Origin of the sequence: Capnocytophaga sp., from assembly GCF_030532915.1 — a bacterium.
Taxonomy (GTDB): domain Bacteria; phylum Bacteroidota; class Bacteroidia; order Flavobacteriales; family Flavobacteriaceae; genus Capnocytophaga.
On the sequence record NZ_JAUNKD010000044.1, the window covers coordinates 1 to 16,045 of the forward strand.

The 16,045-nt window shown below is 37.4% G+C and carries 13 protein-coding genes, 1 tRNA gene and 1 pseudogene; 7 read left to right on the forward strand and 8 right to left on the reverse strand.

What is annotated here, in order from left to right:
• The 3 genes and pseudogenes from Q4D72_RS10700 to Q4D72_RS10710 form a co-directional block, all read left to right on the forward strand.
• Positions 1 to 1,751, forward strand: a pseudogene (locus tag Q4D72_RS10700) (hypothetical protein); the annotation flags it as partial.
• Complete coding sequence (locus Q4D72_RS10705) at positions 1,739 to 2,182, forward strand: hypothetical protein (RefSeq protein ID WP_303077857.1); 444 nt, start codon at positions 1,739 to 1,741, stop codon at positions 2,180 to 2,182. The pseudogene Q4D72_RS10700 and the gene Q4D72_RS10705, both read left to right, overlap by 13 nt.
• A 138-nt stretch (positions 2,183 to 2,320) precedes the next feature.
• Positions 2,321 to 2,713: a hypothetical protein gene (locus Q4D72_RS10710; protein WP_303077858.1), complete on the forward strand. Its 393-nt coding sequence runs from the start codon at positions 2,321 to 2,323 to the stop codon at positions 2,711 to 2,713.
• Between the two features lie 287 nt (positions 2,714 to 3,000).
• On the opposite strand, the gene Q4D72_RS10715 is transcribed toward Q4D72_RS10710, so the two are convergent.
• Positions 3,001 to 3,843 (reverse strand): nicotinic acid mononucleotide adenyltransferase, encoded by an 843-nt coding sequence (locus Q4D72_RS10715; protein ID WP_303077859.1) that lies wholly within the window; start codon positions 3,841 to 3,843, stop codon positions 3,001 to 3,003.
• Positions 3,844 to 4,020: 177 nt separating this feature from the next.
• On the opposite strand from Q4D72_RS10715, the gene Q4D72_RS10720 reads away from it, so the two are divergent.
• Positions 4,021 to 5,643: a S8 family peptidase gene (locus Q4D72_RS10720; RefSeq protein WP_303077860.1), complete on the forward strand. Its 1,623-nt coding sequence runs from the start codon at positions 4,021 to 4,023 to the stop codon at positions 5,641 to 5,643.
• 214 nt (positions 5,644 to 5,857) lie between these two features.
• On the opposite strand, the gene Q4D72_RS10725 is transcribed toward Q4D72_RS10720, so the two are convergent.
• Genes Q4D72_RS10725 through Q4D72_RS10735 form a run of 3 tightly spaced genes read right to left on the reverse strand, consistent with a single transcriptional unit; the run spans position 5,858 to position 8,667 of the window.
• On the reverse strand, positions 5,858 to 6,577 hold the full coding sequence (locus Q4D72_RS10725; RefSeq protein ID WP_303077861.1) for a ZIP family metal transporter: 720 nt from the start codon (positions 6,575 to 6,577) through the stop codon (positions 5,858 to 5,860).
• A 36-nt stretch (positions 6,578 to 6,613) separates the two neighbouring features.
• On the reverse strand, positions 6,614 to 7,738 hold the full coding sequence (locus Q4D72_RS10730; protein WP_303077862.1) for a GNAT family N-acetyltransferase: 1,125 nt from the start codon (positions 7,736 to 7,738) through the stop codon (positions 6,614 to 6,616).
• Positions 7,723 to 8,667, reverse strand: coding sequence for a transporter (locus Q4D72_RS10735; protein ID WP_303077863.1), 945 nt, complete (start codon positions 8,665 to 8,667; stop codon positions 7,723 to 7,725). The genes Q4D72_RS10730 and Q4D72_RS10735 overlap by 16 nt, the downstream gene beginning before the upstream one ends.
• 181 nt (positions 8,668 to 8,848) lie before the next feature.
• Between Q4D72_RS10735 and Q4D72_RS10740 the strand changes: the two genes are divergently transcribed.
• Positions 8,849 to 10,129 (forward strand): replication-associated recombination protein A, encoded by a 1,281-nt coding sequence (locus tag Q4D72_RS10740; protein WP_303077864.1) that lies wholly within the window; start codon positions 8,849 to 8,851, stop codon positions 10,127 to 10,129.
• Between the two features lie 89 nt (positions 10,130 to 10,218).
• Here Q4D72_RS10740 and Q4D72_RS10745 read toward each other — a convergent pair whose 3' ends face one another.
• The 4 genes from Q4D72_RS10745 to Q4D72_RS10760 all read right to left on the reverse strand — a co-directional run bounded on the left by Q4D72_RS10745 (position 10,219) and on the right by Q4D72_RS10760 (position 13,747).
• Positions 10,219 to 10,446: a hypothetical protein gene (locus Q4D72_RS10745; RefSeq protein ID WP_303077865.1), complete on the reverse strand. Its 228-nt coding sequence runs from the start codon at positions 10,444 to 10,446 to the stop codon at positions 10,219 to 10,221.
• 5 nt (positions 10,447 to 10,451) lie between these two features.
• The gene (gene mazG, locus Q4D72_RS10750; RefSeq protein ID WP_303077866.1) at positions 10,452 to 11,228 is read right to left on the reverse strand and encodes a nucleoside triphosphate pyrophosphohydrolase; all 777 of its coding nucleotides are present in this window, start codon (positions 11,226 to 11,228) and stop codon (positions 10,452 to 10,454) included.
• A 636-nt stretch (positions 11,229 to 11,864) separates the two neighbouring features.
• Positions 11,865 to 12,647, reverse strand: coding sequence for a zinc ribbon domain-containing protein (locus Q4D72_RS10755; protein WP_303077867.1), 783 nt, complete (start codon positions 12,645 to 12,647; stop codon positions 11,865 to 11,867).
• A 5-nt stretch (positions 12,648 to 12,652) separates the two neighbouring features.
• Positions 12,653 to 13,747: a Nif3-like dinuclear metal center hexameric protein gene (locus tag Q4D72_RS10760; protein WP_303077868.1), complete on the reverse strand. Its 1,095-nt coding sequence runs from the start codon at positions 13,745 to 13,747 to the stop codon at positions 12,653 to 12,655.
• 162 nt (positions 13,748 to 13,909) lie between these two features.
• Here Q4D72_RS10760 and Q4D72_RS10765 point away from each other — a divergent pair, with 162 nt between their 5' ends.
• Together Q4D72_RS10765 and Q4D72_RS10770 are read left to right on the forward strand one after the other, a co-directional pair.
• Entirely contained in the window at positions 13,910 to 15,772 is a 1,863-nt protein-coding gene (locus Q4D72_RS10765; protein WP_303077869.1) for a glycoside hydrolase family 13 protein, read from the forward strand.
• A 115-nt stretch (positions 15,773 to 15,887) separates the two neighbouring features.
• Positions 15,888 to 15,961: transfer RNA gene (locus Q4D72_RS10770), tRNA-Met, on the forward strand.
• Positions 15,962 to 16,045 lie beyond the last annotated feature (84 nt).

The window sequence follows — 16,045 nt, forward strand, 5'->3', positions numbered from 1 at the left end:
TCTCCCAAGAAGAGGGGGCGAAAGACCTTGCTCGAACCATCGCCCACGAGCTGGGACACGGGATTTTTAAGTTGGAACATCCGTTCAAGAAAGACGAAACCAAAAAAGGAACGTTCAGAACCTTAATGGATTACGCTCAAGAAACCGCCTTTGCACACAGCGATTGGAAGCAAATCAATGACCCGAAGCTGAAAATTTACGTGTTTCAGGAACAAGATGATGGGGAGTATAAAATTAAAGAATTAGATTATGTTTGTGTTTTTCCTGAGATACCAATCCCTCATATTTTAAAAGACTTAGATAACCAAAATATCATACTTGGTAAGGAATATAGGGCGTATGCTTTTGTGGGGAGTAAAACAAAAAAATATAAAGGCAGGGTAGCTATTATACAACATATTCCATCAAAAAAATTATATTTTCCACTGCAAAGTAAATATGGAGAAGATAGACAAGGTTATATGGCTTTTGATACAGATAATAATCAAACCATTCTTTTTAAAGACTTTACTTTGTCAAATAAAAAAGGTAATCTTGTTTATGCGACTGATTTTTGTGAATATTATGTAAATGACAAAAAAGTAAAAAGGATAGTTAAATGCAGAGATTGTAATGGACTTCCGCAACGGGATGAACAAAATCATAAATTTTTTATTGATGAGAAACTCTTAATTTTACCTGATTATTTTTCAGTAGAGGCTTCTAATGAAAATGAAATAAAAGAAAATATGCGAATTATTATAGATGCTGATAGACGAGGGCAACGAGCTGATAAACAAGATTTATCATATGGTTATAATTTACTGCCTTCCACTGAAAAAGCACAAGATATCTATAAAACAGTTGTAACTCTTTGGAATAATTACGAGAATTTTTTCTATAAAAATCATCTGAATCCATCTTCTTATCATACAGCAGGTTACTATGTTTTTGAAAATGAAAAGAAAAAATTAGACAATAAAAAATTATTGATGCCTGAGCTTATCAGAGATAATGCGTTAAGGAATGTATCTGAAAATTTTATAAAGGAGTTTTTTAAAAATAAAATAAAAGGATATATGAATTTAACAGACAGACTAATGTCCACTTATCTTTGGAATGAAAATCAAAGAGCTAAGTATGAAAAAGCAGGTGAAGATTTAGTGAATCACTTCTACAAAAAAACAGGTGAAAATTATTACGCTACGAAAACAATTTCAGAGGCTATTTATGAAACTGAAAATGGAAAAAGAAGAATTGACAATATGATTAAATTGATAAATCATATTTTTATGTATGAAATTAATAATGATGAAGTTATTCAAAAAAATCCATTGGATGATAGTTGGTTTACCAACAGGATAAATATAAATTGTTTTCCAGGTTTTGAAGCAAAGTATTTGTATAATAAAGTCTTCTCAGATGAACTGGAGAATAAAGAACGATTAGGTAACAACGAGCGATTAGCTCTATTTTGTATAGGAGGCACACAAGGAGCAAAAGTAGGCGTTAAAGAATGGAAAAAAATAACACAAAATGACAAAATAGGTTATGAAGCTACTGTTGTTTTAGAATATTTTGATACATTTGGTGTTTCTGAAAATGATTATACAAAAGATTTAGGCTTCTGGGGAAATAAAATCAATCTTGCCAAATATAATTATAGAGGGGGTGTTTTGGCACAATGGATATTACAGCACCAGTATGGCTATCAACCTTTTAAAGACCATTTAACATATATAATTAAAATAAAACATTTATGGAAAAAATAAGTACGCAGATATACAGACTATTGAGTGCTTTTTTACGACAATATTTTTGGACATTACTATTAGTAATATCCGTATTGTATGTGTATATAAGTACAGCATTTGTTTTTTTTCTATACTTTATATTGCCTATCATTATAGTAGCCAATGGCGTTTTTACGCTTATCTGTTTTTTAATAAACAAAATTTTTAGGTTAGAAGTTTTAATAGCTCTCTTTGTTGTTGCTCTATTGATGTTTATCCATATTTACACCAATGAAGATTACTTTGTTGATTATAGAGATAAAATTATTTTTGATGGAGTAGAGCCTCAAAATAAAAGTGATTTTTACATAGGTAGTAACATAAGAGAAATTTTATTTTCCTTATTTTTGTTTTTAATAAATTTAGTGTATTGTATTTTTTTTGGGAAAAATAAATTTTATAGTGTTTAATTTTCTATTATTTTGTAATTCTCCTAAAAACAAGTTCTTTGAAATAATATCGTCTCTGACATTTGGAAACAGATAAACAATGATGATTTAGGCAAATTCCGAGAGCTTTATTATGATGACAATGCGCTTGTTACGGCGTTGTGGGCAAAGTCGAAAGATTCGTGGACTTGGGCTTCAAAGGTGCAAATTGCATTAGACACCGAGGTGTTAAATGCGAACCATTTTTATGATTTTAACAAAATTTCACTTTTAGACGATGCTGTTTTCGCTACCTTAGACGGAATTGGTTTAATACCGGGTGTGGACACGTTTACCGACTCTGTCGGCGCCGTTTATGCCGGCATACGAGGCGATGTGGCTAATACATTGATATATTCGGCTTCGTTTAGCGTTCCGTTGGCGGGTTCAGCCTATATGAAAGGAGGTTTAAAAGCAGGGGAAGACGCCACCAAGTTGTTTGGCATTGTAACGAGACAGGCCGACAATGCCGATTTTTGTATTAGACATAAAATAGATAAGCTAAATAACTAATAATGAGGTGCATATCTCGTCTGTTTTCTGGGGAGCCGATCAAGCGTTGATGCTTACGAACTGGGTATGGGATTTTTAATCTGGAACACCCGTTCAAAAAGACGAAACCAAAAAAGAGGGCATTTAGAACCTTAGTAGATTATGTCTAAAAACTGTTGGGGTCAGCTAGATGGCAATCAATTTACCAGTGAAACAGAGAAAATTACCTTCTGTTATCACAATGAATTTTGTTGCAACGGCATTCAAAAAATCCCTGTCGGCTTGCCGACAGGGATTTTCCCTCTCACTTAAAAAGTTACGGGCGTAACTTTTTTATCTTGTTCAGCTGCTTTGTAAACAATGTTGCGCACGCCTCTAAAACGATAAACGGTCTGTGAATTGAGGTGAAAAAGTTCAATTTCTTGGTCGTTTAACACCCGAACTTCAAAATGTTCCCGTCCGTTGCCGTAATGCAAGGTGAGGAGTTTTAAGTTTGAGTTATTTCGCATATTATCAACACTGTATAATCCTCTAAAAATAGGCGTTGGGCGTGTGATATGGTCTTTCGTTTCAAAAATAAAATCGCCGTTTGCATTGTAAAAAACAATAAAATTTTCAGCATCAAACGGATTGGCAATGCCCTGTCGGCTTGTGAAGGTTTTCTCCCAAAAGGCATATTCTTGTAAAAAATAACTTATGTTGTCAAGAAATAATTGGTCGTAATTGAAATTATGCCGATGATAACCCTTCAAATGATATATTACGTCTGAATTCATATCCACCAAATCAATCTCATTAACAGCCACTTGAACCACTTTGAAACGATATGCGCCATCAAAGTTGTGATATATTTCCAAAAATGGGTCGCCCACTGAAAAACGCCCGATTTCCCTGCCGTAACCACCTCCTATTGAGCCGATTCCTACCAAATTATTATTTGCAAGTAACACGCCTCTGTCAAATGAAAGCGTGAAGGCTTTTTGCATAAACGGAATTCGGTCGCGCCCCAAAGTGGCATTCACTTCCACATACCATAATCCGTACGAATGTAACAGCTCGTGCAGAGAAAGCGGACGCTCATCATAATCGCGTGTTGAACAACCACTTAAAAACAGTGCCAGAACCAAACTTAAAGCAAACCATCGTTTCATAATCAATTTTTTTATTGTTAATGGGAGTAGTCCCTGTTTTCATCAATCAATAGTTGTGCCAATTTTTAATTTTCAGCAAAAATATAGATTGTATTTTGCCGGTGTATTTAATTTTTGTGTACCTTTGCCCTGTTTTTACTTATTAATTAATTTGAAATCATACAAAATCCATTACAAATGAATTTAAAAAAATCTTTTTTATTTACGGTTTCAGCAGCGGTTTTAACGGGATGTGCCAGTCCGTTGTCAAAAATTGCTTCCGTTCCGTTTGAAACTACTCCAAGCGGTTTGCCTCGCGCAACCGAAAAATACACCGATGATCAACTTAAAACGTGGCCGCATCAAAACCTTAACACATTTCCCGGAATTGATTTGGGCGGAGCTTATGAATTGCTAAAAAACATAAAACCAAGCAGTAAGGTAATTGTTGGGGTGATTGATTCAGGGATTGATATTCATCACGAAGACCTTAAAAACGTGGTGTGGACAAACCCGAAAGAAATTCCGAATAACAACATTGACGATGATAATAATGGATATGTTGATGATATTCACGGATGGAATTTTTTAGGCGACATCAATCAAGAAAATATGGAAATGACCCGTATCTATAAATCAAAAGATACGAGCAATCCCGATTATGAAAAAGCCAAAAATGCTTTTGAAAAGGAATATGAAAAAACATTGGCAGAGAAAAATTATTTTGACAAACTCTACGAATTGTTATTAACCGCCGATGATATTCTGAAAAACGAACTTAAAAAAGACAAATACACGGCAGCCGATTTGGCAAAAATTCAAACAAATGACCCGATGCTGGTTCAGTATGTTGATTTTCTAAACCAGTTGTTGGCACGTGTGGACAACTCCGAAACCTTGAAAGAAGAACTCAAAGATGCCGTAAATTATTATACGTCAAAGCTTAATTATCATTTAAATTTGGAATTTAATCCACGTAAAGACATTCTTAAAGACGATGAAAATGATTTCAGCAAAACCCAATACGGAAACAACAATGTGGTGGGACCGGTTTTGGAAGAATCATTGCACGGAACGCACGTTGCCGGAATCATCGGTGCCCAGCGTGATAATAACATCGGTATGAACGGCGTGGCAAATCATATTGCCATTATGGCGTTGCGTGCCGTTCCCGACGGAGATGAGTATGACAAAGACATCGCTCTTGCCATTCGTTACGCAGCCGATAACGGAGCCAAAGTCATCAACACCAGCTTCGGAAAGGGGTATTCGCCACACAAAGACAAAGTGTATGAAGCCATAAAATATGCCGCTTCAAAAGATGTGCTTATTGTGAATGCCGCCGGAAATGACAGCCAAGACCTTGACGTGAAACCGTCTTTTCCCAACGATGAAATTAACGGAAAAGAATTTACTGATAACTTCTTGACTGTTGGTGCATTAAACTTTCAGTTTAATGAAAATTTAGTGGCTGATTTTTCAAACTACGGAAAAAGAAACGTCGATGTTTTCGCACCGGGGGTAAAAATTTGGGCAACGGCGCCTGCCAGTGCGTACAAGTTCTTACAAGGAACCTCAATGGCTTCACCCGAAGTAGCCGGATTGGCAGCCTTAATACGTTCTTATTTCCCTAATTTGACCGCCGCACAGGTGAAAAAAGTGATTATGCAATCGGGCATAAAACCCAATTTGAAGGTGTATGTCGGTGAAGATGAAACCAAAAAGAAAGTAGATTTTTCGGAGCTTTCAACTGCCGGTGTGATTGTAAATGCGCGTAATGCGGTTATTTTAGCAGCCAAAATGGCAAAAGCTAAAAAATAATATCTTTTTCAAATAAACCCTTTTTATTGGAAAAAATCAATCTTCCAAAAACGGGAATAAAAAAAACAGTACAATTCTAATTTGTACTGTTTTTTTATTGTATGATTAACGTTTTTTCTTCGGAAAAATCAATGGTAAATTTGCTTCGTGCTGATTTTTAATGCGTTTTATCTTCTTTATTTTTTAACGATATATAATCAGCATTTTTGGTTTTCTATGTAAAATAAGCCACTACAAAACCTAAAATGATAGTAGCCAATTTAATGTGGTTAAATTTATGATTTTCAGATGTTTCAAATAAAATTACAGATGAAATATGCAAAAATATCCCGATTACGATTGATGAAATTTCAATGTGATATTTGCCCAATTGCGGTACAAATTCGGCTAACATTGTTCCAAGCGGAGTCATTAACGCAAACAAAATCAGAAAGATAAAAGTGCGTCGAAGTCCAATACCTGAATCTAAAAAGAAAATCGTCAAAATCATCGCTATGGGCAAGTGATGGATAAAAATTCCGTAAACCATATGATGGTGGTGATGCAAAGGAAAACCTTCCAGAATTGAGTGAATGCTCAAACTGATAAACAATGACCACGGAAAGGCGTTTTTCAACTCACTATGCGGGTGATGCATATGTCCGTGTTCGGCACCGCGTGAAAAAAATTCCAGAATGATTTGTAATAAAATCCCGATGACAATCCACAAACCGATGGTTTTCCCCGAGCTGTGGCTATGGTCGCATTCGGTGTGTTCGTGAACGTGTTCCAGTGAATGAAAAACTTCCGGAATTAACGTAAAAACAGTCATCGCAAGCAAAAAAGCACCACTAAATGCCAATAAGAGCTTGATGTTTCGTTGGTTTTTAGGTTTGAAAATAAGCACGATAGCAAATCCTAAAACAATTGACAAGAAAGGAAGTAAGTAATTCATTGTAACGTAATGCAAATGGTGTTTTTAATGTTTATTTTAAATTTCTTTACGATATGTAGCGCGTGTTGCAAAAATAACCGGACTAAAATTTTTCCAAAGTTGCTGAATGGCTAAATTGTCTTCCAATTCGGGTGTTGAAATGCACTTTTTCACACCGTTTTCAGTAAAAATGCGATGGTAATATTCAAATAACAAGGCAGGTAAACCTTTACTTTGATATTCAGGCAAAACACCGATTAGGTAAAACTCCACCGTGTCGTGTTTTTTCTTGGCGTTGAGCAAATGCCAAAAACCAAAGGGGAATAACTTTCCATTTGCTTTTTGTAAAGCCTTTGAAAAAGAAGGAAGTACGATGGCAAAGCAAATCAATTTTCCGTTCTTATCTTCAATAAACCGAATGTATTTCGGGTCAATGAAAGGCACGTATTTTTCCTTAAAATATTGTTTTTGTCGTTCACTTACCGGCACAAATGATGATAGTTTGGCGTAGGTTTCATTGTAGAGGTCAAACATCGCATCAACATATTTCAGCACGGTTTCTTTGGTGTCGGTTGGCACAAGTCGTACCTGATAACGCGTGCGAATGGCTTCGGCGGTTCTTCTGAACACCTCCGGATTGGTGTTATCCATCGTGAAAGAGGTTTCAACATACCCTTTTTCTTTGGTAAAGCCCAGTTTTTCAAGGTGTTCTTTGTAATACGGAAAGTGATACCACGTCATCATATTGGCAATATGGTCAAAACCTTCGGTTAGCACCCCGACTTTATCCATATTTGAAAACCCCATCGGTCCTTCCATATAACTGAGCCGGTGTTCACGCCCTTTTTCGGCAACTTTTTCCAAAAGCGCTTTGGTAACATTTTCATCATCAATCATATCCAGCCAACCAAAACGGATTTTCGGGCTGTTTTGCGAAAGGTCGTGCCGATTGATAATAGCCACTACCCGCCCCACGATTTCGTTTTTTGCATTGTAAGCCAAATAAAAAAACGCTTGGGCATTGTCAAAAACCGGATTTTTGGTTTTGTCAAACGATGCCAGCTCTTCGCTTATGATAGGCGGAACCCAATACGGATTATTCTTGTAAAGTTTAAAAGGAAATTTCACAAAAGCCTTTAAATCGGTTTTTGAATGTATTTCTTTGACTAAAATAGCAGCCATTTTTTCTTTGTTTTCGGTTTTTTCTGTTTCTTGATTTTTGTAGGTTTGAGTTTTTCGCGCTGTTTTGCTTTTACAAACGATTTATGATTATCAATGCGGTATGAAAATCCGAGCAGTGCCGTATAACGCGAAGGCGTGTTCTTCCAGCTGGCTCCTAAATCGGCATTTATTTGTATGTCTTTGGTAAAGAGATATGCCCCGCCTAAACGCATAATTTGGTCGCTGTAATAACCACTTTGAATGCCTTCCGATTCCATAAAAATACTGAATCGACCGTTATCCAAATTATGAGTCAGCGTCAGGACGTAACCCCATTCGGGATACTTGCTCAAAAAGCGATTTGCGATGATATTCCCTACCAAAACGATGCGTGACGAAATTTGGCTTTGCAATGAAAGAACTGCTTTGGGCGAAAGTATATCTACCTCATCATAAAAATAACGTTTGTTCGGGAAAAAGTTCATTCCGGCGTATAAACCCACTGCCGGAATTAAATTGCTCCATTTGAACGCATTATTGGCTTTCCAGCTGTAAATATTGGGTTTCCCGTCGGTTTTTGGCGTATAAATCAGGTATTTTGCACCAATTGTGTTATTCACAAAGCCAAAATGATTGGTACGCTCGTCAAAAAAGCGGTAATAATGCACATTGTCATACGCCATTGTTCCGTTGAGCATCACCTCCAAGCGTTCGGATAATAATCCGTAGCGAACCGAGTAATTCAGCCCGACAATGGTCATATCCGTGAAAATTTCGTTGTGATTTCGTTGTTCTACCCACAAACCGCCTTCAAATTGAAGTACACGACCCCCAACCGAATAGGCACTTTGTGAATTGCCCGGCAGGTTTGAGTTAATAATCTCGGTGTACTGCCCCCAAAGCGGAACAGACAAAAAACTCAGTATCGCTATAAAAAATAAACGTTTCATAATTAAGGTATTAAAAATAAATAAGCCCGTTTAAAGAGATTTCTTCCTATAACAAACCGCAAATGTAATCGTATCTGGTTAAAAAAACAATAATTTAGGCGTAAAAATCATTATTTTCCTGTTTTATGTCTATTTTTAAGGCAAAAAACACATAATTTTTTACCTTTGCAAAAACATTTTTATGAATACACCTTTGGCTGAACGTATGCGCCCAACCGATTTAGATTCGTATGTGGGGCAAGAACATCTGGTGGGCGAAAACGGCTCGCTGCGCAAACAAATTCAGAGCGGAATGCTTCCGTCATTAATCTTCTGGGGACCGCCCGGCACCGGAAAAACCACTTTGGCAAACATCATTGCCCAACAAAGCAAGCGCGCCTTCTTTACCCTAAGCGCCATCAGTTCAGGGATTAAAGAAGTTCGGGAAGTTATCGAACAATCGAAAAAAAGCACCGGATTATTCACCGCTAAAAACCCCATCGTGTTCATTGATGAAATCCACCGCTTTAATAAAACCCAGCAAGACTCTCTTTTGCAAGCCGTTGAGAAAGGTTGGATAACCCTCATCGGCGCTACGACCGAAAACCCGAGCTTTGAGGTCATTCCCGCGCTGCTTTCCCGTTGCCAAGTGTATGTTTTGAATGCCTTTGAGCGAAAAGATTTGGAAAAACTCCTTGAAAATGCCATTAAAAAAGATGATTTATTAGCCAAAAAGACCATAAAACTCACCGAAACCGAAGCCTTACTGCAACTTTCGGGCGGCGACGGACGTAAATTGCTCAATACCTTCGAACTTATCGTTAATTCGTTTGATAATTCGGATGTTATTGAGCTTACCAACGAAAAAGTGTTCCGAATTGTGCAAAAAAACACGGTGCTTTACGATAAAACCGGCGAGCAACACTATGATATAGTGTCGGCTTTCATAAAATCCATTCGGGGGAGCGACCCCAATGCGGCGATTTACTGGCTTGCACGTATGATTGAGGGCGGTGAAGATGTGAAATTCATTGCCCGACGGATGCTTATCTTAGCTTCCGAAGATATTGGCAATGCCAACCCCACCGCACTTATTTTAGCCAACAACACGTTTCAGGCGGTAACCACAATCGGCTATCCTGAGTCCCGAATAATTCTTTCGCAGTGCGCCGCTTATCTGGCAGCGTCGCCCAAGAGCAATGCAGCCTATAAAGCCATCAATTTGGCACAACAAATCGTTAAACAAACCGGCGATTTGTCCGTTCCGGTGCATTTACGCAATGCTCCGACCAAATTAATGAAAGAATTGGGCTACGGAAAGGAGTATCAATACGCGCACGACTATGAAAATAGCTTTGCTTTTCAAGATTTTATGCCCGAAACCCTTCAAGGAACAACGATTTATCAGCCCGGAGACAATCAGCGCGAAAATGCAATGCGTACGCACTTAAAAAATCTGTGGAAAGACCGATATGACTACTGATTTTTGGTTTTTTTAGTGCCGCCGTTCCCGTTTTTAGGGGAATTAGGGGTGTAGGATTACAGGTTTTTGGTTATATAATTAAAAAAAAGCTATTTTTCATCAGTAAAATCCGTGTTTTTGTCAAAAAGAGTGTCGAAATCGGGCAGAATTTGCTTATATTCCGAAAAACGATGCTCCCGAATCGGTCGGATGTGTGGTTCGGTGCTGAAATGCAACAACAAACAGGGCGAAATGTTTTTATACCGCTCAACGAACTCATATTTAATAAGTTCTCCGTTTTTGATGCGCTGTTTTATTTTATTATGATACGGATACATCGCTTTTAGTCGTGATTTTTGGCTTCTTGCCAGAATTTTTCCATTTCCGGTAAGGACATATCCTTTAATGACCTGCCTTGCTCGGCTGTTTTTTGCTCTAAATACTGAAATCGGCGGATAAACTTCTTATTTGTCTTCTCCAAAGCATCTTCGGGATTGATTTTCAGAAATCGGGCGTAGTTAATCAGGCTAAAAAGCACATCGCCGAATTCTTTTTCGATATTTTCGGTGTTTTTATGCTCAATTTCGTGATTTAGTTCGTTGATTTCCTCTTTTATTTTCTCAAAAACGTCGTTTATAGCGTCCCAATCGAAGCCTACACCGGCTGCCTTGTCTTGTATGCGTGATGCTTTGACAAGTGCGGGCAAACTTTTCGGAACACCCTCCAAAACACTCTTTTTTCCTTCTTTAAGTTTGATTTTTTCCCAATTTCGTTTCACATCTTCCTCGTTTTCTACGGTTACATCGCCGTAAATGTGCGGATGACGCTCGATAAGTTTATCACAAACCGAATTTGCCACGTCTGCAATGTCAAAATCGTTGGTTTCACTGCCGATTTTGGCATAAAAAACGATGTGAAGCAATAAATCCCCTAATTCTTTCTTGATTTCAGGGAGATTATTGTCCAAAATAGCGTCGCCGAGCTCGTATGTTTCCTCGATTGTCAAATGCCGCAGCGATTGGAGGGTTTGTTTTTTGTCCCACGGGCATTTTTGGCGTAAATCGTCCATAATATCCAACAGACGTTCAAAGGCTTGCAGTTGTTTTTGTCGTTTTGTCATTTATTTTTGTATTTTATATGATAAAATTGAATTATTATACTGATTTTTTGTGTTATTTTGGTGTAAAAAAGCCTAATTTTACTGCTTATGTGCTTATTTTACCTGCTGCTGATTGTATTTTTGCTTGTAAAATTAGTTCTTTTTCTTTGGGTTTTAGTTTTTGTAGTGTTTCTATTTTAATTTTTAGTAGTGATGTTTGTTATTTAATTAAGAATTCGTAAATTTAAGTCTTTCTGTTTGAATTTTTACTACGGAAATCTATTTTTTTAATGCTTACGTTTTAATTTTTAGTACAGAATTTGCTTATTTTACTGCGAATTTCCCTTTTATACCGATGAAATTATCTTTTTTAGTGCGTAAATTGATTTTTATATTGCATATTTCTGTTTTTAACTGAAAATTCGTTGTTTTGAGTGTTTACCTTTAAATTTTTAGCGATTATTTTTGTTTTTTATTGCGAATTTTTTAATTTTACCTGATATCGTTTGTAATTTCGTTGATTCTGTTGAAATCGGATAATCGATAGGATTTTTTAGAAGTGTTTTTATCTTTATTTACTCAAAAAAGATTTAAAAAAAGGAATTGATGCACTTGGCAATCAATTCCTAAGTATAAAAAAGTCTAAAACCCTCTTTTTTATCGGATGCTACTGAAAAGTGCCTCCATTTTTTCTTTTTCTTCCTCAGCCAAAGCGGCGTCCACTAAAATTCTTCCGCTATGCTCATCGGTAATGATTTTTTTGCGTGCGGCAATTTCCATTTGCACTTGCGGCGGAATGGTAAAAAACGACCCCCCTGAAGCTCCACGTTCTACGGGCACCACTGCCAACCGATTTAGCACGCTTGACCGAATGCGGCGGTAGGCTGCAAGGAGTCGGTCCTCGATTTGCTCGGCAAATTCGTCGGCTTTTTCGCGTAAAAAGGCTTCTTCTTTCTCGGTTTCGGCTAAAATAGAATCCAATTCGCCTTTTTTATGTTTTAGGTGAGCTTCCCGTTGCGTTCTTTTTTCTTCCACCTGCTTGATGGCTTCTTTTTTCTGCTCCACTTGGGCTTTTCCTTCTTTAATTCGTTTTTCGGCTAACTGAATTTCAAGCTCTTGGAACTCAATTTCTTTGGTGATGGAGTTGTATTCCCGATTGTTTCGTACGTTTTTTTGTTGGGTGTTGTACTTTTTAATCAAGATTTTGGCTTCTTCAATTACATTTTTCTTTTCGGAAATTCCGGCTTGCAACTGCTCCAATTCTTCTTTGAATTTTACCAAGCGGTTTTTGAGTCCTTCCACTTCGTCTTCCAGATCGGCAACTTCTAACGGAAGTTCGCCCCGCACGTTTTGCAGTTGGTCAATTTGTGAATCGATAAGTTGTAAATCGTACAACATTCTCAATTTTTCTTCTACGGTAATCTCAGCTTTTTTTGTCATATCTATTAGTAATACTTGATAGGATTTGTATTTATGTCGGATAAAATGGGGGCAAAGTTAGGAATTTTTTTTGTAAGATAATCAAATAAAAGATTTTTTATGAATTGTTCGCTTTCAAAATGCCCGATATCGGCAAGTAAAATGCGTTTTTCGGCTTTAAAAAAGTCGTGATATTTGAAATCGGCACTGACAAAAGCATCGGCACCGGCGGCTTTGGCGGCATCGATGGCAAACGCGCCGCTTCCGCCCAAAACGGCTACTTTTTGAATGTTTTTTTGCGTAAAATCAGAGTGGCGAATACATTTTGTAGGCATTTTTTCTTTCAGAAATTGTAAAAACTCAATTTCGGGCATTGGTTTTTCGAATTCGCCCACCATTCCCAGCCCGATATGCTGATGCGGATTTTCCAAAACGTAAATTTCGTAAGCAATTTCTTCATACGGATGGTTTTCCCGCAAGGCTTTCAGTAGGTTTGCTTGCAAATGCTTTGGAAAAATGACGTTGATTTGGGTTTCGTTTTCGGTGTGTAATTTATTTTTCTCGCCGATTGCGGGATTGGCATTGTCATTGCCTTTAAAAGTTCCGTAGCCTTCCAGATTGAAACTGCATTGGCTGTAATTGCCTATGTTTCCGGCACCTGCGTCAAACAAAGCCTGCCGAAGGGTTTCGGCGTTTGCGTGCGGTACATAAGTTATCAATTTGCGAATGGGGTTTTTCTGCGGAATTAAAATGCTGCGGTTTTTTAATTGCAAAGCATCACAAATGGATTTGTTTACGCCCAAAAAACGGTTGTCGAGCGCCGTGTGCATACTGTAAATGGCGATGTCGTTTTTGATGGCTTTCATCACCACGCGCTCCACGTAATTTTTTCCGGTGAGGCTTTTTAGTCCGTTAAAAATAATGGGGTGGAAGCTCACAATGAGGTTGCATTTTTTGGCAATGGCTTCATCAACAATAATTTCGAGCGTGTCTAAGGTGAGCAAAACGCCCGTAACTTGGCTTTGAGCATCTCCTACCAAAAGTCCTACATTGTCAAAACTTTCGGCATAAGTAAGCGGACAAAGCTGCTCCAATTCGTATATGATGTCTTTTACTTTCACAAAATAAACGGGTTATGGTAACACAACGGCAAAAATAAGTGAATTATTTTAAATGAGGCATACTTATCTCATAAAAAAATGTGTTGAAATTGATTTTTTTTGTATTTCGGGTTCTGTATGATGATGGTTTTGTTTATATTTGTGGCATAAATAAAAAAAGGTATGAATTTAAGAAGCTTTCAAAAACCGCAAAACCATTTTAGGAAGTTGATTGTTTTGATGGGAATTTTATTCTCATTGACAATTAACGCACAAATTCAAAGAACCGAACCGCCGTTTTGGTGGGCTGATATGCACAATCCCGAATTGCAAATTATGCTTTACGGAAAAGACATCGCACATTATTTGGTAGAAAGCGAACTTCCTGTTGTAAATGTCATTAAAACCGAAAATCCGAATTATATTTTCTTAACAGTTAATACAAAAGATAAACAAGCAGGAGTGTATAAAATCACGCTTTCCGATGCAAAAAAGAAAGTTACAACTTTGAATTATGAACTCAAAAAAAGACGTGAGGGGTCTGCGCTCAGAAAGGGATTTGACAGTTCTGATGTGGTTTATTTGTTAATGCCTGACCGATTTGCCAACGGAGACACTAATAACGACTCAAAGAAAGAATTAACGGAGCAGGCGAATCGCAAGCTTCCCGAAGGAAGACACGGAGGCGACATAAAAGGAATCATCAACCACTTGGATTATATAAAATCATTGGGAGCAACTGCCATTTGGAGTACGCCAATGTGTGAGGACAACGACGCAACTTATTCGTACCATACTTACGCCCAAAGTGATGTATATAACATTGATGCGAGATACGGAAACAATGAAACGTACAAGCAACTTGCCCAAGAACTCCACAAAAGAGGAATGAAACTCATCAAGGATTATGTTACTAACCACTGGGGAGCAACACATTGGATGATAAATGACTTACCTACGTACGATTGGATTCATCAGTTTCCGGGATATGCACAAAGTAACTACCGAATGAGCACACAAATGGACTCAAACACCTCTGAGAGAGATAAAAAATATTGTGTGGACGGCTGGTTTGTCAAATCAATGCCCGATTTAAATCAAAGTAATCCTTTGGTATTAAAATATCTGACACAAAATGCCATTTGGTGGATTGAATATGCTGATTTGGACGGACTCAGAGTTGATACGTACTCATACAACGACAAAGAGAGTATCTCAAAATGGACAAAAGCGATTATGGCGGAGTATCCGAACTTCAATATTGTTGGAGAGGTGTGGCTTCACGACCAAGCGCAAATATCATATTGGCAAAAGGACAGCCCAATCAGCGCGATTCAAAGCTATAACACTTACTTACCCTCCGTAATGGATTTTACGCTACACGACGCTATCGGAGAGGCTTTCAAAACTTCCCCTTCGTGGGATAAAGGAATGATTCAACTGTATGATAATTTTGTTAATGACTTCCTTTATAAAGACATCAATAACATTTTAATCTTTGCGGAAAACCACGACACTTCCCGAATTAACGAAATCTATCAAAATACGGAAGATTATAAATTAATAATGACCCTTTTAGCCACAGTACGAGGTATTCCGCAATTATATTATGGAAGCGAAATAGGGATGCGGGGCGACAAAAGCAAAGGTGACGCACACATCAGACAAGATTTCCCGAGTGGTTGGAAAGAGGACAAACAAAACGCCTTCAATCCGTCAGAAAGAACCCAACAACAAAAGGAATATTTTGATTTTACGGCAAAATTGTTCAATTGGAGGAAAGAAAAATCTGTAATTCACTATGGAAAAACAAAACAGTACTTACCTGAAAACGAAGTTTATATCTATTTTAGATACAATCCGTCAGAATCCGTTATGGTGATAATCAACAATAATAAAGAAGAACAAACTATTGATTTAAATCGATTTGAAGAAAGTTTACAAGGATTCACAAAAGGAAAAGAAATCATATCAGGAAAAGAATTTCAATTACAAAAAACGCTACAAATCAAAGGAAAAACTTCTATGATAATTGAATTAAAATAAGCATTGCGTTTCAAAATTGCATTTGTTCTGCTGAAAAAACGTGTTTAAAGTTTGGTGGAATAAAAAAAAATAGTACCTTTGCACCCGCAAACTCGGTTAGGGTGAGCGTCAATATGGCGAGGTAGCTCAGGTGGTTAGAGCGTTGGATTCATAACCCAAAGGTCACGGGTTCAAATCCCGTCTTCGCTACTTTTTAAGCGTAATAAATTGAAAATCAGTTTGTTACGCTTTGTTTTTTTAAATTGCTGGGACAAAATTGGGACAATTATTGGG